Annotated in this window: 23 protein-coding genes; 7 read left to right on the top strand and 16 right to left on the bottom strand. The window is 66.5% G+C overall.

The annotated features are described in order from the left end of the window. Positions 1 to 51: 51 nt before the first annotated feature. The 15 genes from ACLJPD_RS25140 to ACLJPD_RS25070 form a co-directional block, all read right to left on the bottom strand. Positions 52 to 843 carry a DUF2637 domain-containing protein gene (locus ACLJPD_RS25140; protein ID WP_410875294.1) on the bottom strand — a complete coding sequence of 264 codons (792 nt, stop codon included), beginning with the start codon at positions 841 to 843 and terminating at the stop codon, positions 52 to 54. Beyond that, complete coding sequence (locus ACLJPD_RS25135; RefSeq protein ID WP_410875292.1) at positions 840 to 1,163, bottom strand: hypothetical protein; 324 nt, start codon at positions 1,161 to 1,163, stop codon at positions 840 to 842. Before ACLJPD_RS25135 ends, ACLJPD_RS25140 begins: the two co-directional genes overlap by 4 nt. Then, positions 1,160 to 2,167, bottom strand: a complete 1,008-nt coding sequence (locus tag ACLJPD_RS25130) for a hypothetical protein (protein ID WP_410875290.1) — start codon at positions 2,165 to 2,167, stop codon at positions 1,160 to 1,162. Before ACLJPD_RS25130 ends, ACLJPD_RS25135 begins: the two co-directional genes overlap by 4 nt. Next, on the bottom strand, positions 2,164 to 3,936 hold the full coding sequence (locus tag ACLJPD_RS25125) for a hypothetical protein (protein ID WP_410875288.1): 1,773 nt from the start codon (positions 3,934 to 3,936) through the stop codon (positions 2,164 to 2,166). Before ACLJPD_RS25125 ends, ACLJPD_RS25130 begins: the two co-directional genes overlap by 4 nt. A 172-nt stretch (positions 3,937 to 4,108) precedes the next feature. Further along, on the bottom strand, positions 4,109 to 4,618 hold the full coding sequence (locus ACLJPD_RS25120; RefSeq protein ID WP_410875286.1) for a hypothetical protein: 510 nt from the start codon (positions 4,616 to 4,618) through the stop codon (positions 4,109 to 4,111). A gap of 28 nt (positions 4,619 to 4,646) precedes the next feature. Beyond that, on the bottom strand, positions 4,647 to 6,737 hold the full coding sequence (locus ACLJPD_RS25115) for a hypothetical protein (RefSeq protein WP_410875284.1): 2,091 nt from the start codon (positions 6,735 to 6,737) through the stop codon (positions 4,647 to 4,649). Continuing rightward, the gene (locus ACLJPD_RS25110) at positions 6,734 to 7,519 is read right to left on the bottom strand and encodes a hypothetical protein (protein ID WP_410875282.1); all 786 of its coding nucleotides are present in this window, start codon (positions 7,517 to 7,519) and stop codon (positions 6,734 to 6,736) included. Before ACLJPD_RS25110 ends, ACLJPD_RS25115 begins: the two co-directional genes overlap by 4 nt. Then, entirely contained in the window at positions 7,516 to 7,932 is a 417-nt protein-coding gene (locus tag ACLJPD_RS25105) for an RRQRL motif-containing zinc-binding protein (RefSeq protein WP_410875281.1), read from the bottom strand. Before ACLJPD_RS25105 ends, ACLJPD_RS25110 begins: the two co-directional genes overlap by 4 nt. Then, positions 7,929 to 8,237, bottom strand: coding sequence for a hypothetical protein (locus ACLJPD_RS25100; RefSeq protein ID WP_410875279.1), 309 nt, complete (start codon positions 8,235 to 8,237; stop codon positions 7,929 to 7,931). The genes ACLJPD_RS25105 and ACLJPD_RS25100 overlap by 4 nt, the downstream gene beginning before the upstream one ends. Beyond that, a complete protein-coding gene (locus ACLJPD_RS25095) occupies positions 8,234 to 8,632 on the bottom strand; it encodes a hypothetical protein (RefSeq protein WP_410875277.1) in 399 nt (132 codons plus the stop codon). Before ACLJPD_RS25095 ends, ACLJPD_RS25100 begins: the two co-directional genes overlap by 4 nt. Next, complete coding sequence (locus tag ACLJPD_RS25090) at positions 8,629 to 8,778, bottom strand: hypothetical protein (protein ID WP_357373104.1); 150 nt, start codon at positions 8,776 to 8,778, stop codon at positions 8,629 to 8,631. The genes ACLJPD_RS25095 and ACLJPD_RS25090 overlap by 4 nt, the downstream gene beginning before the upstream one ends. 372 nt (positions 8,779 to 9,150) lie before the next feature. Continuing rightward, positions 9,151 to 9,831, bottom strand: coding sequence for a GntR family transcriptional regulator (locus tag ACLJPD_RS25085; protein ID WP_410875275.1), 681 nt, complete (start codon positions 9,829 to 9,831; stop codon positions 9,151 to 9,153). Positions 9,832 to 9,926: 95 nt separating this feature from the next. Next, on the bottom strand, positions 9,927 to 10,757 hold the full coding sequence (locus ACLJPD_RS25080; protein ID WP_410875273.1) for a hypothetical protein: 831 nt from the start codon (positions 10,755 to 10,757) through the stop codon (positions 9,927 to 9,929). Between the two features lie 54 nt (positions 10,758 to 10,811). After that, positions 10,812 to 11,903 (bottom strand): tyrosine-type recombinase/integrase, encoded by a 1,092-nt coding sequence (locus ACLJPD_RS25075; protein ID WP_410875271.1) that lies wholly within the window; start codon positions 11,901 to 11,903, stop codon positions 10,812 to 10,814. A gap of 665 nt (positions 11,904 to 12,568) precedes the next feature. Further along, positions 12,569 to 13,600, bottom strand: a complete 1,032-nt coding sequence (locus ACLJPD_RS25070; protein ID WP_410875438.1) for a helix-turn-helix transcriptional regulator — start codon at positions 13,598 to 13,600, stop codon at positions 12,569 to 12,571. Between the two features lie 63 nt (positions 13,601 to 13,663). On the opposite strand from ACLJPD_RS25070, the gene ACLJPD_RS25065 reads away from it, so the two are divergent. Then, a complete protein-coding gene (locus ACLJPD_RS25065) occupies positions 13,664 to 15,730 on the top strand; it encodes an alpha/beta fold hydrolase (protein WP_410875269.1) in 2,067 nt (688 codons plus the stop codon). Here the strand turns inward: ACLJPD_RS25065 and ACLJPD_RS25060 are convergent. Further along, positions 15,727 to 16,488 (bottom strand): GTP-binding protein, encoded by a 762-nt coding sequence (locus ACLJPD_RS25060; RefSeq protein ID WP_410875268.1) that lies wholly within the window; start codon positions 16,486 to 16,488, stop codon positions 15,727 to 15,729. The two genes, ACLJPD_RS25065 and ACLJPD_RS25060, sit on opposite strands and share 4 nt — an antisense overlap. 122 nt (positions 16,489 to 16,610) lie before the next feature. On the opposite strand from ACLJPD_RS25060, the gene ACLJPD_RS25055 reads away from it, so the two are divergent. From ACLJPD_RS25055 to ACLJPD_RS25030, 6 genes are all read left to right on the top strand, one after another. Continuing rightward, entirely contained in the window at positions 16,611 to 17,057 is a 447-nt protein-coding gene (locus ACLJPD_RS25055; protein ID WP_410875266.1) for a Zn-ribbon domain-containing OB-fold protein, read from the top strand. After that, positions 17,050 to 18,252: a lipid-transfer protein gene (locus ACLJPD_RS25050; RefSeq protein WP_410875264.1), complete on the top strand. Its 1,203-nt coding sequence runs from the start codon at positions 17,050 to 17,052 to the stop codon at positions 18,250 to 18,252. Before ACLJPD_RS25055 ends, ACLJPD_RS25050 begins: the two co-directional genes overlap by 8 nt. A 233-nt stretch (positions 18,253 to 18,485) precedes the next feature. Then, positions 18,486 to 20,345: a hypothetical protein gene (locus ACLJPD_RS25045; RefSeq protein ID WP_410875262.1), complete on the top strand. Its 1,860-nt coding sequence runs from the start codon at positions 18,486 to 18,488 to the stop codon at positions 20,343 to 20,345. Next, positions 20,342 to 20,536: a hypothetical protein gene (locus tag ACLJPD_RS25040; protein WP_410875260.1), complete on the top strand. Its 195-nt coding sequence runs from the start codon at positions 20,342 to 20,344 to the stop codon at positions 20,534 to 20,536. The genes ACLJPD_RS25045 and ACLJPD_RS25040 overlap by 4 nt, the downstream gene beginning before the upstream one ends. Continuing rightward, positions 20,533 to 20,919, top strand: a complete 387-nt coding sequence (locus ACLJPD_RS25035) for a hypothetical protein (protein WP_410875259.1) — start codon at positions 20,533 to 20,535, stop codon at positions 20,917 to 20,919. The genes ACLJPD_RS25040 and ACLJPD_RS25035 overlap by 4 nt, the downstream gene beginning before the upstream one ends. Next, complete coding sequence (locus ACLJPD_RS25030) at positions 20,916 to 22,244, top strand: hypothetical protein (protein WP_410875257.1); 1,329 nt, start codon at positions 20,916 to 20,918, stop codon at positions 22,242 to 22,244. Before ACLJPD_RS25035 ends, ACLJPD_RS25030 begins: the two co-directional genes overlap by 4 nt. The last annotated feature ends 22 nt before the right edge of the window (positions 22,245 to 22,266 follow it).

Genomic DNA, 22,266 nt, shown 5'->3' with positions numbered 1-22,266 from the left:
GAGGCGAGAAGTAGGGCGGGGCAGGCTCGACACCCGCCCCGCAGTAACCGGTCAGCGAATGAGCGTGAACACCTCCGCTCCGGTATCCACCGGCTCGGTAGACGCCAGGATCTGACCGACCCGGGCCTTGGACAGACCGACCGCGTCAGCGATCTCGCGGTACGACTCGCCCGCAGCATGGCGGCGCCGGATCTCGGCATCACGCGCGGCGAGCGGGTCCAACACCGGGGCGCTGTCCAGTGCGGCCAGCGCGGTCGTCGACCCGCTGTCCAGTGCTGTCCGGTCACTGTCCAGTGCTGTCCACTCGGCGTCTACCGGTGTCGAGTCACCGTCTAGTCCGGTCCGGGGGCTGTCTACCGGGCTCGGCGGAGTCCGGGGAACCTCGATCAGCGCCGTCAGGCCGTGCGTGGCGGCCAGACCCGCCAGCGGGGCCGCGCCAGCCACTACCGCAGCAACGATCGCGGGGATCTTCAGCTGATCGGATTCCGCAGCGTGGAACCCATTTCCGACCACCGAGATCAGCTCGGCGGCGAACAGCTCCGCCCAGAAGAACACCTTCGTCCCGATCGGGATCGTGATGCCCTGCTGCGCCCGGCGCTGGAGCGAAACCAACGCCACAGCGGACTGGACGATGGCGCCATCGACGAAAATCGGGCCGATCCACGCTAGACGACTGTCGATCCCGGCCATGACAGCCAGATCCGCCAGCGCCGCGAAAGACCACGCGAACGCGCCCAACGCGATCACGACGGTCATCGCCAACGCGGTGCCCTCGGCCCAATCGATCCCACCGGTAGACGGTCGCTTGACGGGCTGTACAGCGGCTGGACGGATGGTGCTCATCGGTCGTGTCCTTCCCACTCGATCGCGCTGAACGCGTTGACAGGCATGTGCACCAGGCGTTCCTGGTGGTCGTGCAGGGCATGCCCGGACAGCTGATCCAGGGCGTCGTCCAGGTCGCTGGCAAGCTCGCGGTTACGGTCTTGCAGATCGGCGACCAGTGCTTCCAAGGCCTCGATGCGGGCCGCCGGATCGGTCTGGTCGGTGGCGATCTCGGCCTGCGTCGTGCGGTGCAGCGGGATCACCTTGGCCAGCGTCACGGCCTGGCCGTGCTCGGCGACCGCGGTCGCCGGCATCGTCGACTCGACCGCTGCCGCGCTCACCGCTCGATCCCGTCTCGCTCGGCGTCGAGTGCGAACGCGTTCACCGAAGCGCGGGCGTTGCTGAACGCGTTCACCGCGCCGGTGCGGTCGGCGACGCTGGCCGCGAAGACCGGTACCGGGCGTGCTGGATCGTTGCGGGCGGCGTCCCAGCTCGGTAGCCCTGCCTCGAAGTGAGTCAGCGGGTTCGTGGTCGGCGGGAGTTCGGGGAGCGGGGAGCTGCTGTCGGCGGTGTCGGTCACGCGGTCGATGACCTCGTCGACATCGCGGGCGTAGATGCCGCGCGATATGTCGCGAGCCTGATCGAGGGTGCGTCGCTGCAACGGCGTGGTGCTGGTGTCGGCCAGCTGGGCCGCCGCGGTGTCGGGATCGGTGCGCCACAGCTTCTCGGCCTCGCTGATGGCGACCCATTCGTCGCCGAACCGGTGGTCGGTGTGGTTCGTCCACGTCGCCGTGTACTCCTCGGCGTCGAGATGATCGGCGGGGTCGTACTCCTCCGGGTCACCGCGGTAGAGCTGCGCGGCGCGTTCGTAGTCAGTGCGCATCTGGCGCTCGATGTCGGTCTCGGTCTCGGAATCGAGGACGTGAGCGGCGCGGGTAATGTCGTTCATCGGTTCGTGCCTTTCGAAACTGTCTGTCGAATAGGTGGGTTCAAAGCCGGGCCAGTAGCCCTCGGCGGCCAGCTCGCGTGCCTGCATGTGAGAGGACCAACGGGTGCTGTCCATGTCGGGCGGCCGCAATCCGCCCGGCATGGTCACCTCGTGCGCGCGGTGCATCGCTTCCGGCGCGAAGGTCCACGCGCTGTAGATCTCGTCGAGCTCCTGCCACCGGGGCCCGACTTCGGCATCGGTGGCCCATCGGGCGCGGATCTCGGCTGCCTGCAACTCCGGCAGCCTCGGGTCTGCGGTGAGTCGGGCGAAGTCGGCTCGCCACAGCACCTCGTTCTCGTCGTCGACTCGGTCGGCGTAGCGGGCGATGAACGGGTCGTCCAAGTCGTCGACACTCATCGCTCCATCCCCTCGCGCTCGGTCTCGGCGGCGAACGCGTTCACCGAGGCATTGGCGTTGGAGAACGCATTCACCGGTGCCCCCGCACGCTCCTGCATGGACTTCGTCGCTGTCGCGCGAGCCTGCACGGCCTGACGCTCCGGGCTACCGAACCGCTTCTCGGGCGGGGTCATCGACACCACCTTCTGCACCGCCTCGTCGCGCTCACCACGGAACTTGTCCCGGTCAGCGAGGGCCTGGTCCCGCTCGGCGAGCAGCGTCGCCAACTGCCGCGTCAGGTCCCCGTTGCGGTCGGTCAGCTCGGCGTTGTGCTCGATCGACAACCGGTGACGCTGGTCCAAGCTCTGGTACTCCTCGGACATGCCGGCCTGATCGCGATCGGCCTTGTGGAGCAGCCGCTCACGAGAAGCGACCCGCAGATCAGACAGACTGTCCGCCAGCGTCCTCGGCAGGTTGTAGTCCTGGTAGCGCGGAGTCTCCGGACGCGCGGGATCGGTGATCTCGACCCGCATACGTGCGACCTCGGGCCCCGCATCGGTGACGCCGCGGTGCGCGTGGTCCATCGCGGCCTGCTCACTGCCCAGCGTGGACACCTCGCTGTGCAGCACCCGCCCGGTACCGGGTTCGATCCGGGCCACCGCCACCTCGAACGGCTCGCCACGATCGGAGACCTCGGGCTCGGGATCCCGCTCCCAGCGGGACACCGTCGCGATGGCATCGGCACGCTCGACGCCGAAGGTGCGGCGCACCTCGGGATCGGACGCTTCGAGACCATCGGGACGAGCCTGAACGCCGGCGAACACGTTGGCCCCACTGAGCAGCGGATCGGCAGACATATTCCGTCTCGTATCGGCCGTCGCCTGATCCCGGAACGGGTAGTAGGACCGGACCGAGTTCTTATCGTCGCCGTATTCGGCCACGTAACAGGTGTTTTCGGCCATGTAGGCGAGCTCTTCGCCGATTTCTTTCTTGGTCAGCCCCCAGTCGCGGGCCTTGGCCTTGGACCGCTCCTGCTCGGCCTCGACACGGTCAGCGGGGATCTGCTTGCCGCTGCGATCGACACCCAGGTGCGTGGCACGCATCAGCTGCACCGCGTCACGCTGAGCCCAGGTGAGCTCCTCGTAGTCGCGGGCCGGACGGGCCTCGCGGCGTTCCTCGGCACGCTTGGTGGCCAGGGCTCGCTGCTCGGCGACCAGGCGGACGTTGTCCTCGCGGCGCCCGGCGACCCAGGTTTCTGACCGCACCGCTACCGACCGCGCGACCCGCTCCTGATCGCGGTCCATCGGCTTGAAGACCGCACCGTAGGGGCGGTCCGGGTTGCGTTCAGCCTCGACCAACGCCATCGCGACCTGCCCGCGACGCTCTAGCGGCAGCGCCTGCGTCTCGTGCAGGGTCGACTCGATCGAGTACCGGATACCGGCCAGACGCGCCTGGTCGATCTTGGCGTCGACCGCGCTAAAACCGGGCTCCTCGCGACGAAGGTTCGAAGCCACGACTTCGGCGTGAAAGTCGTTGACCCGCTTGGTGTACCAAGCCGCGGCGATCTTCTGCTCGCCGACCTGCACGCGGATCGACTCGGCCAGATCCCGGCGCTCCTTACGCGAAAGCTTCGGCACGCCGTCGGCGCCGCGACGGCCGCGATGGGTGTGGATCCAGGACCGGGCCGCGGTCATGATCTGGCCCAGTGCCCGACTGGTGTCGCGCACGATCTCGTCCTCGGTGGCCGATCCAGAGCCGGTATCGGTGTGGCTGCCAGTGAAATTGAACATTTGTGAATCTCCTTCTTGTGGATGGGTTAGAACTCGTCGCAGTAGCAGTCGCCGTCATGTCCGCCACAGCTGGCGCAGACGGAGTTGGCGTCGCGGTAGGTCGGTTCGGCGCAGTAGCACTCATCGAGCGGGCACTGGCGGCGGCATGTGCGCTGTATGTTGTTGTCGGGCATCAGTTCTCCTTGGGGTTGTTGGTGGTGCGGCGGGTCTCGTAGCGCGCGCGACGGTGCGCCAGCGCCTCGACATGCCGGCGGATCCAGCTGCCGGTATCGGCGAGGGCGTAGCCGAACATCTGGATCGACTCGATGACGCCGGGGCGGCCTGCGCAGTGCCACCACCCGAAAGCGCCGACAGCCAGCACGTACAGCGACAGCGGGCCGGGCAGTGGCAGAACTGCCACCGCCGTGCCAGCGACCGCGGTTCCGGCGACGGCCGGACCCCAGATCCGGGCCCAGTCACGGGCTTTGGTGACCCGGTCGACGTGCGGCTTGGCGACACGACCGAACTGGCCGCCGTCCTGCTTGACCGGCACCAACTGCGCTGCCAGCTGCGCGGCTGCGGTGCCGTCCATGTCGGCATCGAGATCGGCGAGGTTCGCCTGCTGGGCGGGGGTGAGTCCGCCGCCGCCGAGCAAGTCTTCGCCGTGCTCGTCCGGATCGGGTAGCGGGTTCGGGGTAGTCATGATGAATCTCCTTGCCGTGTAGCGGGTTTCAGGCCAGGCGGCGCTTGGTAATGGGGATCACCGGCGCCACAGCGGCGTCGGGATCTTCGGTGGGCGCCGGGGCCAGCGAGGCGGCCATGCCCGGCAGCGGGCGCACACGGGGCAGGTCGGTGTCGTTGAGCACCGACACCCGACCCCAAGCGGCGCGACCGTTTGCGACGTGGACCACGTCGCCCTTCTCCATCGAGCGCAACTTGTTCGGCGGGGCCAGGTGCTCATCAGCGGCCTGCACGTTGCCCTCGTCACCGAGCGAGGAACCGCCGATGAGCTTGCGAGACAGGTCGAACTTCTTGCGCGATCCGTAAATGTTGGAGATCTGCTCGGGGTTGGTCGTACGGCCCAGCAGCGAACCACCCGACGCCGCCGACACCAGACCCATGCGCGAGTCCTCGTCGTGGCCCAAGCCCTGCCAGGACTGCGCGATCCACCACGACCCGATCCCGGCCTTGCGCAACCTTTCGACCCATTTCACGGCGCGGGTCTTTCCGTCACTGACGGCAGAGAACTCGTCGACGACCATCAAGATGCTGCGGCCGTGCTTCTTGTCGGCGAGCTGTTCGAGCATCGACCCGATCGCGCCGAACTGCGCACGAGCACGGTCGGGCGTCTTGACGCCTTCCAAGGTGATGTAGAGCAGGTCGTAGTCGGTCAACTCCTTGTCACCGTCGAACGCGTCACCGAGCGAGCGATAGAGGTTGCCGAATTCGCCTCGCGCCGAAGACATCACCGGCTGCTTGCCCTCGATCGTGGACGCGATCTCGCGGTCCACCCCGGGCACACCAGCCCACAGCACCTTCGGGTCGTAAATCCCGCCCCACAGCTGGGCCAGCACCCGCTCGTCGAACCTGCGCAGGAACTCGACCCAATCGCGTGGCGGGTTCGACCCGATCGCGGTCGGCACACCGTCGACGAGTTCGACCTTCGCCGGTGCATCGACGATCAGGTGGATCAACGTCTCGCGCAGCTCGTAGAAATATTTCTCGGTGTCGGTCGTCGGCGTGCTGCCGCCCGACACCATCGACGACAGGATCGAACGCAGGTCATCGACGTTTTTGGTGCCCCACACGTTCAACTTGATCTCGGGGAAACGGCCGATCCGCTCGGCGGGCACACCCAACGCCATGAACCACCGGGCCAAGCTCTCGGCGAGCTTGCGCGACTCGGGGCCACCGTTGCAGTCGACGATGATCACCTGCGGGCGGCCGGGCCGGTCGGCACGCCACCACTGCCGGTGACGAGTCCACCCGGTCACGAACCACGACACCGCGGTGCGCTTGAGCAGCGTGGTCTTACCCGATCCGGACGACGCCACCGTGGTGACGTGCTCGGCCAGCGCGATCCACGGCAGGATCAGCCGAGTCTCGGCGCGGCCCAACAGCATCCGGAACATGGACTTGGTCGGGGCCTGGGTCTGCTCCGACGCCAACCGACCGATCACCAACTGCGGGGACCAGTAGCCCGACGTGAACGGCAGACGGCGACGCGACAGGCGAGCCGCGGCCCGCTGCTCGCGCTGGGCCTGGGCCCACAAAGCGCGCTCGGTCCGCGCCGGCGACTGCAACCCGACCGTGGCCAGCTGTACACGCCGGTTGGCGTGAGCGACGGTCGCGACGAACCAGGCCGCGGGGACCAGGACCACGGCCATGCCGAGCATCCCGGCCGTGTACTGCCCATCCATGAACTGACGGCTGGCTTCGGTAGCCATCGTGCCCGGCGCCAGCACATCCCAAGCCCACAACGCGGTCGCACCCGGCATCGCCAGCAGCGACCCGATCAGCCAGTTCCGCAGGCGGATGGGCTTCCATCCCAGCGCGGTCGCCGGGACCAGGATCATGATCGTCATGATCAGAATCGCGACCACGACAGCCGCGAGCAGCAGCGCACCATCGGCGACGCCATCGAGCGAGATCTCGGACAGGTTGGGAATCCACCCGATCGGGTCGTTGTCCAGGCCGATCGGCGGCATCTTCGGATCGATGTGAATCTCGGGGGATCCGGTCGGGGTCGGCTGAGCCGACAGCACCGGCGTCGGCGCGTACGGTGCGCAATCGGCTGGGGTAATCAGTGGGGTGCAGGTCATGACGACACCGCCTCTCCATGCTCGTTCGGGTCTGTGACCTGGGGGATTTCGTGATCAGCGGCGCCGCCCGCGATCACCCGGAGACCGGGTCGCAGATCGGACGCGACAGGCTTGGTCTTGTTGAGCAGCTCGGCGTCGACGTCGGCCAGCCGCATCCGCAGACCGGCGTTCTCGAAGTGGCCCGCGTCGCGCAGTTCCTTGGCGGCCTTGGTGATGACCGACTTCACGCCAGCACCGCGGTAGTAGTAGGTGAGCCCGGCGCACTCGGCCGCTCGTGCCGACTGAACTGCCTGGGCAATCGCGGACTTCGCTGCGCGCAGGTTCTTCGCGGTCAGCTCGACCTCGACCGCGATCAGCTCGCCGTTGGCGTTGATGTATCGGCCGTCGTGGATGTGCGGGCGGGTTTCACCCGGCATCGCCATCGGAATCTCCGACCGCAGCTGACGCTCGGAAATCCAGCGCTCCAGGTCCATGCCGACCAGCGCGAGCCGTACTTCGAGGACCGTGCGGGTGTGCGCGGCCATCTTCGGGCTGGGCATCCAGTACTTCGTCGAGCGGCCGAGCAGCGCGTCAGCGGTCGACCTGGTCGGGGTGATCCACGACGGGCCCGGAACCGGGCGCATCCCCAGCTCCGACACCATCCGGGCCTTGCGCAGCTTCCGGACGATGCGGTACGCGCGGGACTCGCTCACGCCCAGCATCTGCGCCACTAAATCCAGTGGGGCGCCGTACATGTCGGACAGCACCGTCAGCAGCACCATCTCGCGCGAGGTCAGGTTCACCTCTCCATCCCTTCTTCTCGATTGCGCTCGATCACGGCTGCGAACGCGTTTATCGGCGCCGCGGTGAACGCGTTGATTGGCTCGTTGGTGGTCCAGGCCGGTCCGGGATCTCCGGTCGGCTCGTCGAACTCGGCCCGGGCCACACCTCGGCGTTCCGCGGCCCGCAGCTGGTGCTCGCGGGTGGCCTTGGCCAGCGCCGCTCGCTGCGCCTCACTCGGCCGACGCTTCGGCGCGGCCTTCTCCACGTCGAAAAGGTGCGCCACCAGCGGTTCTTTACGGCTGCCGCGCGAGCGGGTGATCCGCCCCGCGATGTCTTGGCCATTGGGGCGCAAACCCTCAGCAGCCAACTGGCGACGGGTCCGCAAATGCCCTGGGGCGGTTCGCCATTCGTAGGTCGGGATTCCCTCGCTCATCGCGTCACCTGAGTGGGCAGAACACGCTGCACGTGCACGCAATCGGTGCGCTCTACCTCGTGTGCCCGGCAGATATTCGGGGACTCGACATAGGACTGCTGGTCAATCCAGGCGACCGAGCAGCCGACCATCCCGATCAGGACACAGACGGTCAGCACGATCAGACGCAGAGCAGGCGGCAGGTGGTTCACCGGGGCGTAGACCGCGCCGATTCCTGCGAACTCCGGCCGAGACATTGACCCGAGCGCGCTGCGTCCGACCTGGTTGCGGTCCTCATGAGCCGCCCGGAACACTCCGCCGCTCATCGCTCGACGCCGTCCCGCTCAGTGCTGCGGGCGATCGCATCGGCAAACGCGTTGCCTGTCCCGGGGCCGACCTGCTCGCGCTCCGGAGCTGGGTACTCGCGTACCTTCTCCGCGAGCCTGCGAGCAGGTTTCAGGCCGTGTTTCGTGGTGAGCTGCATATGCTGCGATGCGTCGTCGAGGTACTTCGCTGCGTACTCCACATTGATGCAGCCGTGCTCCTTCACGATGAACGGGTTACCGCTCGGCTCGTTGTAGCGGTCCGCGAAGGGCTCCAGTGCCGCGTAGCGGGCTCGCAGCGCCGTCGTACGGGCTTCCAACATCGACTGCTCGCGGATGATCGAGTCCAACTCGTCGAGCAGGTCCTCGGGATCGAAAAACGGTTCGTCGATGCTCATCGCCGCACCCCCGCCCGCTTCGACGAACGCCACAGCCACACAGCACCGACGACCATCAGGACGAACCCCAGGACATCCGGCGCGATCAGCACCATGCACCCGACCGACAGCAGCGCGACGGCGGTCATGAACGTCTTTGCGCGCATCAGGCGACCCCCTCCACGTGCAAGGGGCGAACCAAAGCCAGAACCTGACTCCGCTCGACCTTGATCAGCCGCGGTCCGGTTCGAAATCCCTCGAGGAGCCCGCTCTCAACCCACCTGCGGACCGTTCTGGGATGCACGCCTCCCGCCAGTTCTGCCGCATCTCGAAGACTGATCAGCCCACGATCGGCGCTGGTGCCGTTGTTCCGTCTGGTCATGAATGTCACTCCTTTGACGTTGTGTCACTAGGTATACCTAAGACGGTAGACCTAGATAGGAGCGCGCACAAGAGTCTAGGTATACCTATTCTCAAATTGACAGCGAAAAGGGGCCTGACCAGCAAGGCCAGACCCCTTTACGGAGAGTTAGAAGCTGCTACTCGACTGCGGAATTACCGAGAGCCATGCGGAATCGCATCGCCGAATAGCGGTCCCTTGGGTACGAGATCGTGGACACCATCACGACGTCATCCGACGGCCCCAGGAACCGCTGATATACCGACTTGACGACATCCGCCGGCGACAGCTGGAGCCACTCGGCATGATCCGGTCGGGGCACGACGTCCGAAAGAGTCTCCTCCAAAAACGCCGCCGACTCCGTGCCTTCAACGCCCGCAGGCTGGTATGACTCCGAGATCGACACTGGGCGGCCACCGATACTTGCCCGAGTGGTCACGTGCACAACGTCAGAGCCGACTTCGACACCGAGCTCCTCCGAGAGCGGAACATCGGCCGCGAGGGTCTCGGTATCCCGCGCCACCTCGACCTCCTCCACGGCCTCGTTCCGGAAGGTCACCTCAGGATCCTCGTATTGGCGCTCCGGCGACACCCGAATCAGATTCGGCTTGTCGACAACGAATGCCCCCTTCCGACGCACCGTGCGAACGAGACCCTGACTCACCAGGAGTTCGAATACCTGCCGAGCAACGATCCGCGAGACACCGTTGATCTCCGCCAGGTCGTCGAGACTCGGGAGCTGAGATCCGGGCGGAATCTCCCCGTTTCGAATTTGGCGCGCCAAGTCGCCCGCGATCTTCACATATGCCGGTTCAGCCATGTCATCCCCTTGTAGTCGCCTCTGGACTGTCTAACCCTTTGTAGGGGGTATTAGGTATACACACAACTGTTTCGATGCGACTCGCCGGTTCGACTTCATTTCCGCCGCGACCAACATTGCGCCTGGTCAGACAAGTTCCACCAAGTGACGAAGTGCGGGTCTTCGTCCACCAATTCCCAGGTAGATGACAGCCTGTCGAAAAAGTCTTCCGAGCCGGTTCGACCACCCCTCGGTTCGCCGATGTAGATCACACGATCGCCGTCAGCGCGCTCGTAGGCGAGCAACGCATCGAGTGACATTGCGTCGTCCCATCCCGGTGGCCAGCACAAAAACAGCACGCGGTTCTTGAGCGCACCCGCCGCGTCTGCTGCCGCGAGCTCATCGAGATCGCCGACGTGCCCCCAGACCGCTGAAGCCTCGGGCTGCCTACTGAACGACGGATTGTCATGTCGGTCAGGAGGTTGCGAATCGAATGCAAGAACGTCCAGTCCTCCGGCTCGGAGCTGGTTCGCCCAGTAGCCGCGGCCCGCACCGATCTCGACCACTCCGCGGCTTTCCACTCGGTCGACAACCCAGCTGACTGTCTCCGGCGATGGCACGGCGTAGGCGAAAGCTTCCTGGAGCACAGTCTGGGCGTATGCGAGTCTCGATGAGCCGTGGATAACCCGCCGGGCGGTTTCAGCATCGACGCGTGCCAACGGACCAACGATGTCCCACAGTGGATTACGGCTCTCGCCACCCGCCATGAAGTGGAGCATCCGAAGATCGAAAGCTTGGTCGGCGGCGGCATCATCGGTGCCTTTGAGCATGGGCGCCGTATCCAGGTAGTCGGCAACGGCGGGATAGCTTGTGCGAAAGTGCTTGTCGTCTTCGAGTAGGTCAGCTAGCTCATCTCGACGCTCGGGCGTCAGCACGAATCCAGTCACCAGTCGATTGTGACTGGATTCGACCGGAGGTGAAGCCGATCGACGGGCGCGCTGTCAGCCCAGAACGTCGCGGACGCTCTCCCATTGACTGTCTGCCAGGCTCGCGTATCGCTGGGTGGTACGAAGCGATGCGTGGCCCAGCAAGTGCTGCACCTGCTGGATCGGGACACCCGCACGCACAAGCCGACCCGCGTATGTGTGCCGAAGATCGTGAGGCCGAACCTTTCCCAGTCGCTCCTCTCGTTCTCCGACTCGAGCAACGCGAACCGCCGCTTGGAACCGCTTCGAAAAGTTGTCGGCGTCAAAGGGTCGCCCGTCGACGTGCGCGAGCAACAGACCGGTGCGCACCGCACGTCCTGCGACGTAGGGCACTGGCGCGGGCTTCCCCGGGCCATCTCTCTTGATCGCCTCCGTGAGCAGTCGGGTGAGAGTCTCCCCGATAGGAATCACTCGCTTCTCGGCATCCTTCGGCGGCTTCAGTCGTTTCGCCGCCTTGTCCCAGGCCCACTCAACCGACACCGTTTTCCGCTTCAAATCGATGTGCTCCTTGTGGAGGCCCTGCGCTTCGCCCATCCGCAATCCTGCGCCCAGCAGGACATCGACGATCAATTGGTCCGCATCGTCCAATGGCTTCCGCAGCGCCATAAACTCCTCGTCCTCGAGGAACCGCTCCGGAGACGGCCCTGGTTTCGGGAGGTCGATGTCCTGACATGGGGTTTCATCGATCAGCTTGGCCTTTCGCGCCGCCTTCATCGACGAACTCAACAAGTGGTAGCACTTCGCCACGCTTGTGGGTGCCATCCGCCCTCGGAGGTCAGCGACCCATTCCTGAACGTCCTGTTGGTCGATGTCCTTTAAGAGCTTCGGGCCCCAATGCGGAGTGAGGTGCTTCCGAATCCGCTGCGTGTCTATCAGTTGGGTTCCTTCCTCAACCGTCCGAACCGCGGTCCACTTCGGAAGCCACTCCCCCCACGTCATTGCAGGCGCGACCTTCGTTGGGTTCTCGCGCTCGGCGTCTTCCTTCGCGGTGGCCTTGCGCTTCGCGATGTCCTTGCTCGTGTAGATGCCGGCGCTTCGCTTCGCACCGGCCGCGTCACGATAGAGACCGCGATACCGCCCGCTCGGCAACTTCTCTGCCCAACCCATCGCGCTCTCCTGTCCCCGCCACTTCGGTGCTGGCGCTCGGCGTCCCAGATCATGTTGTTGGACCAACTCTACGTGGGGCAGCCCGTGGGTCAACATGGGGCAAATCGTGGGGCAGACAGATGTATTTCCGTGTCTTCTTGAGTCTCAAATGTCACTACGCAAAACCAGCAATATTGCCTGGCCTGCGGCGATTCTCGATCGCATCCTTGCTGGTGTAACCCGATTCCGACTCGGGGCCATCGTTCTGGTTTTACACACCAGCGGTCGGGGGTTCGATCCCCTCTGCGCCCACATCGGCTCGTCAGCTGCCCCTTGACCGGGTATGCGTTGGACGTATGCAGCTCCGGCGGGCAACCGGACGTTCTGAATATGGCCTGGCCGTGTGTCTGACCCAGCCGACCAGATTTTGCTCATCGGGGTGTGCCTGCCCGGCGTCGAGCGTGGATAATCGAACGTATGTGCGATTCGATCAGGCTCTACCTACGCAATGGGCGTTGGACGGAGCCCGCTCCGCGCTTCTGTCCCAATGGACACCGCCTCGGGACGGGTCGGTCGATAGTCAGCGTCCTGCCATGCGTCCGGATCGGCGGACACCATCGGACCCACACCTGTCTTGCCTGCAGCACCACGATCTACAGTCCGCCGATGCACACCGACTGCGAGCACTAGTGCCCGCGCTGACGCTGACCCCGGCTGAGCCCGACCTCTTCGTTGTCGCCCGCGAGACTGTCTTCGGACCGGCCCCATGTCCGTCCCGCCGCGCGGCGGAGCCTCGTCGCGAGGCGATCGAATGCCACCGCCAGCTCGTCTCCGTCGATCACCTCGATGTCGACGTCGAGCTGTGTGATCCACAGCGCTAGCCGGTCCGGGTCGTCGGAACCCAGCTCGACTCGGCAGGTGGACTCGTCGACCACCTCGATATCGACCGGGATTGGGATCTTCGCGGCGACCTCGGCGGCGGGAGCGTGTACGAGTATTCGGGCGCGGTACTGCCAGGTTGCCTTGCTGACGCGTCTGACGACGTAGTCGACGGCATCGTCCGCCGGGATCACGCGCGGCTGGAACCGCGCACCCGTCGGTACGCGCGAAACCATGCGGTCGACACGAAAGATCCGCCAGTCGTCACGGTCGAGATCCCATGCGAGCAGGTACCACAGCGGCCCCCAGCTCACCAGCCGTTGTGGTTCAGCGTGGCGGGCCTCTTCGCTATGTCCGGGCTTCGTGTATCCGAACCGGAGCCGTTCGTGGCCGCGGATCGCGGCGGCGACTGCGCCGAGAACCGAGAGATCGAGCGGCGGCTGAGTCGATGGGACAACGCTCGTCGCCTCGCGTACCGCCTCGACCCGCCGACGCAGGCGCGCGGGCAGCACTTGCTCCAGCTTCGCGAGCGCGGTGAGCGATGTCTCTTCGACTCCGAGCCCTTGGGTTGCGACCGCACCCAGTCCGACAGCGACGGCGACAGCCTCGTCATCGTCGAGCAGCAGTGGGGGCATCGCTGTCCCGGCGGCCAGCCGGTACCCGCCCGCGACGCCGGGGCGCGCGTCCACTGGATAGCCGAGCGAGCGCAGCTTGCCGATGTCGGCGCGCACAGTCCTCGTGCTCACACCGAGGCGACTCGAGAGCTCGGAGCTCGTCCAGTCGCGCTTGAGCTGGAGCAACGACAGCAGTTCGAGCAGGCGGGCCGAGGTCTCCAACATGTTTTCGATCATTTCAGCAATTGCGGAAGCTAGCCTGCCGCATTACCCGCGATCGTGGGTGTCATGAACGAGAACACCGCACTCACCCCGTTCCGCATCGACATCCCGCAGACCGACGTCGACGACCTTCGCGACCGGCTGGCACACACGCGCTGGCCGCTCCCCGTGCCGGGCCGAGACGAGCGCACCGACTTCAGCCGGGGCATCCCGCTGGTGTACCTGAAGGAGCTCGCCGAGTACTGGCGCGACGGGTTCGACTGGCGTGCGCAGGAGGCGAAACTCAACGAGTACGAACAGTTCACGACGGTCGTGGACGGCCAGAAGTTCCACGTCGTCCACGCGCGATCGGCGAATCCGCAGGCGACCCCGCTGATCCTGAACCACGGCTGGCCGGGCTCGTTCGTCGAGTACCAGCGACTCCTCCCGCTACTGACCGACGAGTTCCACGTGGTCATCCCGTCGCTGCCCGGCTTCGGCTTCTCCACTCCGCTGTCAGGAACCGGCTGGGAGCTGGCGCGGACGACGGAGGCCTACGCCGAGATCATGACGCGTCTGGGCTACGAGAGGTTCGCGGCCCACGGCACCGACATCGGTTCGGGCACGACCCTGCGACTCGCGGCGCTATACCCGGAGCGCGTCATCGGCACGCACATCGGCTGCGATCCCCGATTGCTCGGGTTGGTCGGGGACAAGTTCCCCTACCCCGAAGGTCTGTCCGAAGTCGAGATCGCCGAGCTCGAGGCAGTGCGCACCGAGGATGCGGCCGATCACGGGTATCTCTTGATGCAGAACCACCGTCCCGACACGATCGGCGCGGCGCTCACCGACTCGCCGGTCGGTCAGCTCGCGTGGATCGCCGAGAAGTTCAAGACCAGGGTCGACGGCGACTATCGGACGCCGGACGAGTCGGTCGACCGCGACCAGCTCCTGACGAACATCAGCCTGTACTGGTTCACTCGCAGTGGCGTCGAGCGCGCAGTTCTACTACGAGGGCGAGCACTCCGAACTCGACTTGATCATGGCCTCCAGCGTCCCGTCCGGCTGGGCAGTGTTCGACACGCACCCGCTCATCCGCCGCACGATGGACCCAGGGAAAGCGATCGGCCACTGGAGCGAGTTCACCGAGGGTGGCCACTTCCCCGCGATGGAGGAGACGGACCTGCTGGCGGACGACATCCGCACCTTCTTCCTCGGCATTTCCTGACTCATGTGCCCCAGGATTCGAGGGCGTTCGGTCCCCGCAGATCGACCGTACGATTCCGCTATGACTCTCACCACCCGCGCATTGCGCACCGGAACCGCAGCCCTCGCCATTACCGCCGGACTGGTCACCGCCGCCGGTCCCGCCGCTGCGGAAGCCCCGGAGGCGGGCAGCAGCTCATTGGGTTCCGGCTCCTCCACCCTGGTGGAATCCGCGATCGCTGCCCTCAGTTGCGCCGTCGGCAACTACTGCGGGTCCATTGTCATCCCCACATAATCGGCAAGATCACCGCGCACAGCGAAAGGGAGCCCGCGGGTTTGAACCCGAAGCCCCTCGCGCTCGATACACAATGGGAGACAAGTTCGCACCACTTCGATTGCGAGGTCCCCATGGACCGTATTCCCCTGACAGCAGCCGATACCGCGCGCGGCCTGGCCATCCGCTCGGTGCAACTCATCGCCGACGGTGAGCGCGCCGATTTCGACGCGATAGTCCACCCTGCGGCGACCAACCGGGAAGCCCGGGCCGAGCCCCCCGCCGCCCGGGGACGCGGACCCGCCGCGTTCTACGCCACGGCGCTCTGGCTGCGCGCCGCGTACGCCGAGCTGCACCACACCATCGAAGCCGCGGCGGTAGAAGGCGATCTGGTGGCATTGCACACCACTATGCGCGGGCGGCACGTCGGGCCGTTCGTGGCCTACGGCGAGGACGGTCAGGTGGACCAGGTGTTCCCACCGACCGGTAAGACTTTCGCAGCCACACAGTCGCATTGGTTGCGGATCGCGGATGGCAAGGTGATCGAGCACTGGGCCAACCGGGATGATCTCGGGCAGGCGGTACAGCTCGGATGGGTGCCACCGACCCCGGTCTATCTGTTGCAGATGGCGCGGGCCAAGCGCAAAGCCCAGCGGGAGAACGGGACTCGCTAGCCTGGCCAGTCGAGAGCGTGTTCTGGCTGGCAGACGTACATGGGGGACGGCAAATAGCGGACGATGGCGTCCAGGAGTGAGGCGATGTCGTCGCTCGCGAGGGGTGCGCCGCACAGAATGGGGACGATGTCACCATTGCGGGTAAGGCGGCGGATGCGGTTGTGCAGGTCCCGGAGGGTGAGGGGGTTCGAATCCGCGGGGTCCTGTTCAGCCAGGGTCTCGAGTAGTTTGCGGTACCACCACTCGGCGGCTTTCCCCTGGCTTCCGGAGGGGTCGGTCGCCTCGGAGTCGAGTGCCGGGACCAGGTCGACGATGTCGCCGAAGTCGGCGCCGCTGCCGATGGGTATCTGCAGTACCAACGGCGCTGCCCCGCGAGTCTCGGCGATCGTGCGAACACAGCGATCGAAGTCGGCAGTGGGTTGATCGAGCCCGTTGACCAGGCACAAGCGGGCGACCTGGTGATCGTCGGCGACGCGCAACATGGTTTCTAGCCGCGCGGTGCCGCATACGGCGGCGTTCACCACCGCGATGACGCCGTCGGCTACGCGGATGGAGCGTTCCAGGTCGGCGATGCGTGCGTCGCTCGATAGCGCGGCGACGCGAATCGTGTGCTCGAGACCGTCTGTCGACCAGTGGACCGTATTCTCCGTGGCGCCGAAGCATCGGCGCAGTCGGTGGACCACTCGTGTCGTCTCGTCGGGATCGCCGATGATCGTCACATTGCGGATCGACTGCGGGTCAATAGCTTTGGTGCCCATCGCGTTGCGGTACTCCAGATCGACGTCATCGCATCCTCGATCCGCACACCGTACCTCCGCCCGATCGGCGCCGGAACGGAATTCCGCCCCAAAGTAGAACGTGTTCCTATACCGTCGGCCAGGTGCAGAAAGAACAACGCCCCGCCGTGGCTGACTGGTTCACTGCGGACGACGGCCAGGTACGCCTCAAGGGAACCCGCTGCGATGATTGCGGCACGCCGTACTTCCCGAAGAACACGCTCGCCTGTCGCAACCCCCAGTGCACCGGTGCGCACGACGGCTCCGAGCTCGTCGAGTACCTGTTCTCCACGCGTGGCCGGATCTGGTCGTACGCGGACGCGCGATACAAACCACCCGCGCCCTACGTCTCCGCCGATCCCTTCGAGCCCTATGTCGTTGCGGCAGTGGAGCTCGAGGTCGAGCAGATGGTGATTCTCGGGCAGGTCGTGCGCGGTCTCACGGTCGACGATCTGGCCGTGGGCATGCCGGTCGAATTGACCGTCGGCACGCTGTACGAGGACGAGGACGCCGAACACACGGTGTGGATGTGGAGGCCGGTCAATGACTGATACGAATGGTCGCGACATCGCCGTCCTCGGTGCGGGCATGCACCCGTGGGGTAAGTGGGGGCGAAATTTCGTCGAATACGGCCTGGTGGCGGCGCGTGCGGCGCTGGCCGACGCCGGGTTGAACCACCGCGACGTCGGCTACATCGCCGGCGCGGACACCATCCGCAACGGCTACCCCGGGTTCGTCTCGGGCGCGACTTTCGCGCAGGCGCTGGGTTGGTCGGGTGCGCAGATCTCCAGTAGCTACGCCGCCTGCGCCTCCGGTGCACAGGCCATCGCCAACGCGCGCGCCCAGATCCTGGCCGGGCTGTGCGAGGTGGCGCTGGTGGTCGGCGCCGACACCACCCCGAAGGGCTTCTTCCAGCCGGTCGGTGGCGAACGCCGCGACGACCCGGACTGGTTGCGCTTCCACCTGCTCGGCGCCACCAACCCCATCTATTTCGCGCTCTACGCCCGCCGCCGCATGGCCTTGCACGGCGCCACCCTCGACGACTTCGCCGCAGTCAAGGTGAAGAACTCCCGGCACGGCCTGAACAACCCGAATGCCCGCTACCGCAAGGAAGTCTCGGTCGAGGAGATCTCCGCCTCGGCGATCGTGTCGGACCCGCTGCGGCTGCTCGACATCTGCGCGACCAGCGACGGCGGGGCCGCACTGGTGCTGACGTCGATGGATTACGCCCGTCGCCACGGCATCGCCGATCCGGTGCGTATCTCAGCGCTGTCGACGGTCACGCCGACGTTCCCGAAAACGGTGCTCGATCTGCCGGATTTCTCGACGGATTCCGCCGTGGCTGTCGAGCCCCCGTCGCGCACCTTCCGGTCGGCGATCGCGCACGCCGCCTACGAAGAGGCCGGTCTCGGTCCCGACGACCTGTCCTTCGCCGAAGTCTATGACCTGTCCACCGCTCTGGAACTGGACTGGTACGAGGACATCGGCCTCTGCGAGACAGGCGAAGCGGAGACGCTGTTGCGCAGTGGTGCAACGACATTGGGCGGACGAATCCCGGTGAACCCCAGCGGTGGCCTGGCCTGCTTCGGTGAGGCCATCCCCGCACAGGCCATCTCCCAGATCTGCGAACTCACCTGGCAGTTGCGCGGCCAGGCCGACGGGCGCCAGGTCGAGAACGCCCGCGCGGGCATCGCGGTGAATCAAGGCCTCTTCGGTCATGGATCGGCCATCATCGCCACGCGCTGAACTGGGGGGATTCGTCCCGGATCGGCTTTCCGAAACCCCGGCTTCTGCCCGGGGTTTCGGAATCACCGCGCAGCTTTTCGCCACTGAGCCGACGTGCTGCCGACAGTCGACGGCGAATGTTTCAGAAGACCGGAATTGTGGCATACCCTGCGCGCGGGGGTATCGGCGCCGCGCGAGATCCGGGATACTGTTCGGTACCCGGACGGGGCGCTTCGACACATCGGAGGACTGCCATGGCCACAGCGATGACCGATCCGTCGACGATCACGGTCGCGCAGGGCACCGAAGGCGGTGGCGCCGCCCTCGATCAGGTCGCGCTGATGACCGGCGCGGCCGCGGTGGTCGGCGCGGTGCTGCTGTGGGTGGCCTACCTGCACCGGACGCGACGCATCACCTGGCTGCAACGGCTGGCCGACTTCAGCGGTCGCCTCATGAACCGCCCCGGGTGGGTGGCGCTGCCGATCGCGATGTTCCTCGCGACCATCCTGACCGCGTTTCTCGGCTTCATCTGGGATGTGAGCCTGCACGTCGGCAAGGGCCGCGACGCCGGACCGCTGGCCAACCCGGCGCACTACTTCATCCTGGTCGGCCTGTTCTTCCTCTTCATGGCCGGCATGTTGGCCGTCATTCTGCCGCTGGACGAGAAGCCGGGTAGGGCGGCGGTGAAGATCACCCGCGACTGGTACGCCCCCGTCGGCGGCATCCTGATCGCGGGCGCCGGGTTCTACGCGCTGATCGGTTTCCCGCTCGACGACATCTGGCACCGGCTGTTCGGCCAGGATGTCACCCTCTGGGGACCCACCCACCTGATGCTCATCGGTGGCGCGGGTCTGTCGCTGATCGGCGTGCTGCTGCTCGAACTCGAAGGCCGATACAACCGACCCGACCCCGAACGAACCGACGGCCGGGTGCTGTGGGCGATTCAGGGCTTCGCTTTCGGCGGTCTGGTGATCGGACTGTCGGTATTCCAGGTCGAGTTCGACTTCGGCGTCGAGCAGTTCCGGCTGGTCCTGCAACCGATGTTGATCGTCTTCGCCGCCACGATCGCGCTGATCTCGGCGCGGTTGACGCTCGGACCGTTCAGCACGCTGCTGCTCGTGGCCTTCGCCTTCTGCGTGCGGTACATCGTCGCGGTCCTCGTCGGCACCGGATTCGAGGCGCCGCGCAACGTGTTTCCGCTCTACCTCGGTGCCGCGATCGTGGTCGAACTGCTCGCTCTCCTGCCGCTGATTCGGCGACCGCTCTGGTGGGGTGCGCTCACCGGGCTCGGTGTGGCGACGGTGGGCATCTGGCTCGAATCGCTGTGGATCGAGCGGATGTTCGTCAATCCCTGGGTCGGCGGGATGTGGCCGGAACTGCTCGCGATGGCGGTGCCGGTCGGTGTGGCCGGTGGTGTGATCGGCGCGATGCTCGGCACCGTCTTGCGCGGCGAGGCGCTGCCCAAGCCCGCGGTGCGGCGTGGCCTCGTGGTCGCCGCGGTGGTGATCGCGGCCGCGGCCACCGCGAACGGGCTGATCATCCGGGTGCCGGAGAACGCGTCGGCGACCATCGCGCTCACCGATGCCGCACCCGAACAGGGCGGGCGGATGGTCACCGCCGACATCCGACTCTCCCCCGCGGATCTGATCGGTTCCGATCCGGAATGGGTGGAAATCCTCGCCTGGCAGGGCGGTACCGGCGACGGCAGTCCCGGCCACGGCCTCGTCGTGGACAAACTGGTCCGCGTCGGCGACGACCACTTCGTTTCCACCCGGCCGGTACCCGTGCACGGCAGCTGGAAAACGTTGCTGCGCCTGCAGGACGGGCGCATGCAATCCGCGCTCCCGATCTTCATGCCGCTCGATCCCGGCATCGGCGCCGCGGAGGTGTCGGCACCCGCGAGCTTCACGCGGCCGTTCGTCGAGGAGATCTCGGTCTTGCAGCGCGAGCGGTCCTTCGACCACCCGTCCTGGCTGATCGGCCTCGCGAGTCTGGTGGTGCTGGCGTGCAGCCTGGCCTTGATCGCGGCGATGGCGTGGGGCGCGGCCCGCGTCAACGACCGCTATCTGGCGGCGGGCCGCACACCGGACCAGAAGGCAACGGTCGAACCGTGATTCGCCAGGAGAACGTCGACATTCTCGCCGACCACTCCATTCTGCTGGCGATCCCGGCTTTCCTGCCCGCCGTCGCACTGGTCGGGCTGGTGCTGTTCATCGCGATGCGCGACCGGCGCGCGGAGAAGCGCGAAAACGAAGACGCACAAGCACAATCCGCGCACACCGACCGCACCGAGGAGAATCCGTGACCCATCGTCGGCTCCGGTACGGCCTTGTGATGGTCGCCGCGGTTTCGCTGCTGACGGGCTGCGCATCGGCCGACGAGCCCGCGGCGACGACCGGCCCGGCCGACGAGCCCGCGAGTACCCGCACCATCGACATCCGGATCGCGAACGGCGCAGTGTCCCCGGCCAATACGCGCACCGAGGCCGAGGTCGGGCAGCGCATCGTGTTGCGGGTCGACAGTGACACCACCGACGAACTGCATGTCCACTCCGCCCCCGCGCACACCTTTCCCGTCGCCGCGGCTGTCGGCCAGGAGTTCGCCTTCACGGTGACGGTGCCGGGCCAGGTGGAGATCGAACTGCACCACCTCGGACGGACGGTGACGACGCTGCTGGTCCGCCGGTGAGTCCCCTCGCCCATGGCCTCAACGGCGCCGCGGACCTGCCGATTCCGCTCAGTTACGCGTTGATCGGTGCGGCGTGGGCGCTGACCTTCTCGTTCGCGCTGCTGTTCCTCGCCTGGCGTCAGCCCCGGCTGGACCCCGACTCGCCGGGATTCCCGCTGCCCACGCCGGTGCGCCGGGTGATCGACGCACGCGTGACACGGACGGTCATCGCGGTGGCGAGCGTGGTGGTCACCGCCTGCGTGCTCGTCGTCGCGTTGTTCGGTTCCCCGGATCCGGCCCTGAATCCGGTGCCAGGAGTGCTGTACATCGGCGTCTGGGTCGGGGTCATGGTGGCGTCGCTGCTGATCGGACCCGTCTGGAAGGTCATCTCCCCGGCGCGGGCGATCCACCGATTCGGCTGCCTCCTCCTACGACGCCCCCCGGAGCACGGACTTCTCCGCTATCGCGAGGAATGGGGTCACCTCCCAGCGGCTCTCGGCCTGTTCTCCTTCGTGTGGCTGGAATTGGCCTGGCGGGCACCAGGATCGGTGAGCTCGGTGCTGACCTGGTTGCTCGGATATCTGGTCGTGACCTCGATCGGGCTCGCGTTGTTCGGCACCGTCTGGGCAGAGCGGGCCGACCCGCTCGAGGTGTACAGCACGCTGCTGGCGCACCTGAGCCCTTTCAGCCGCGACCGCGCGGGACAGCCGGTGTTGCGGATGCCGCTGAACAATCTCGCGGGGACTCCCGGAATCGCCGGATCCGTAGCGGTCGCGGCGACGCTGCTCGGATCCACCGCCTTCGACAGCTTCTCGATGTTCCCGCAGTGGCGCGAACTGGTCGACGACCTGGCTCCGTTCGTCGACGCGACACTGGTGCGCACGGGCGGCCTGCTGGTCTTCATCGGAGTGGTAGGCGGGCTGTTCGCCGTCGCCGCGCGCGCCACCGGTGGTGTCTCCCCCGCCGATCGAGCACTGCTGCCCCGGCGGCTGGCGCTCAGCCTCACCCCGATCGTCGCGGGCTACCTGGTCGCCCACTACCTCACGTTCCTCCTCGAGAAAGGGCAGGCGACGGTGCTGCTGTTCGCGGACCCACTCGACCGCGGATGGAACATCGCGGGTCTGGCCGATCGAGACGTGGCCTACGTGCTGTCCAGTCATCCGACTGTGCTCGCCACCTGCAAGGTGCTCGCGGTCCTGATCGGCCACATCCTCGGCGTCGCCGCCGCCCACGACCGCTGCCTGCTACTTCTCCCCCCGCGTCACCGCCTGACCGGCCAGCTGGCATTGATGCTGACCATGGTCGGCTTCACCTTCACCGGGCTGTATCTGCTGTTCGGGGGATAGCCGCCCGATCACCGGCCACTCG

It is taken from the genome of Nocardia sp. A7 (assembly GCF_046549215.1).
Classification (GTDB): domain Bacteria; phylum Actinomycetota; class Actinomycetes; order Mycobacteriales; family Mycobacteriaceae; genus Nocardia.
Note: the sequence above shows the minus strand (reverse complement) of the source record. Positions and strands in the feature narration are given on the sequence as shown.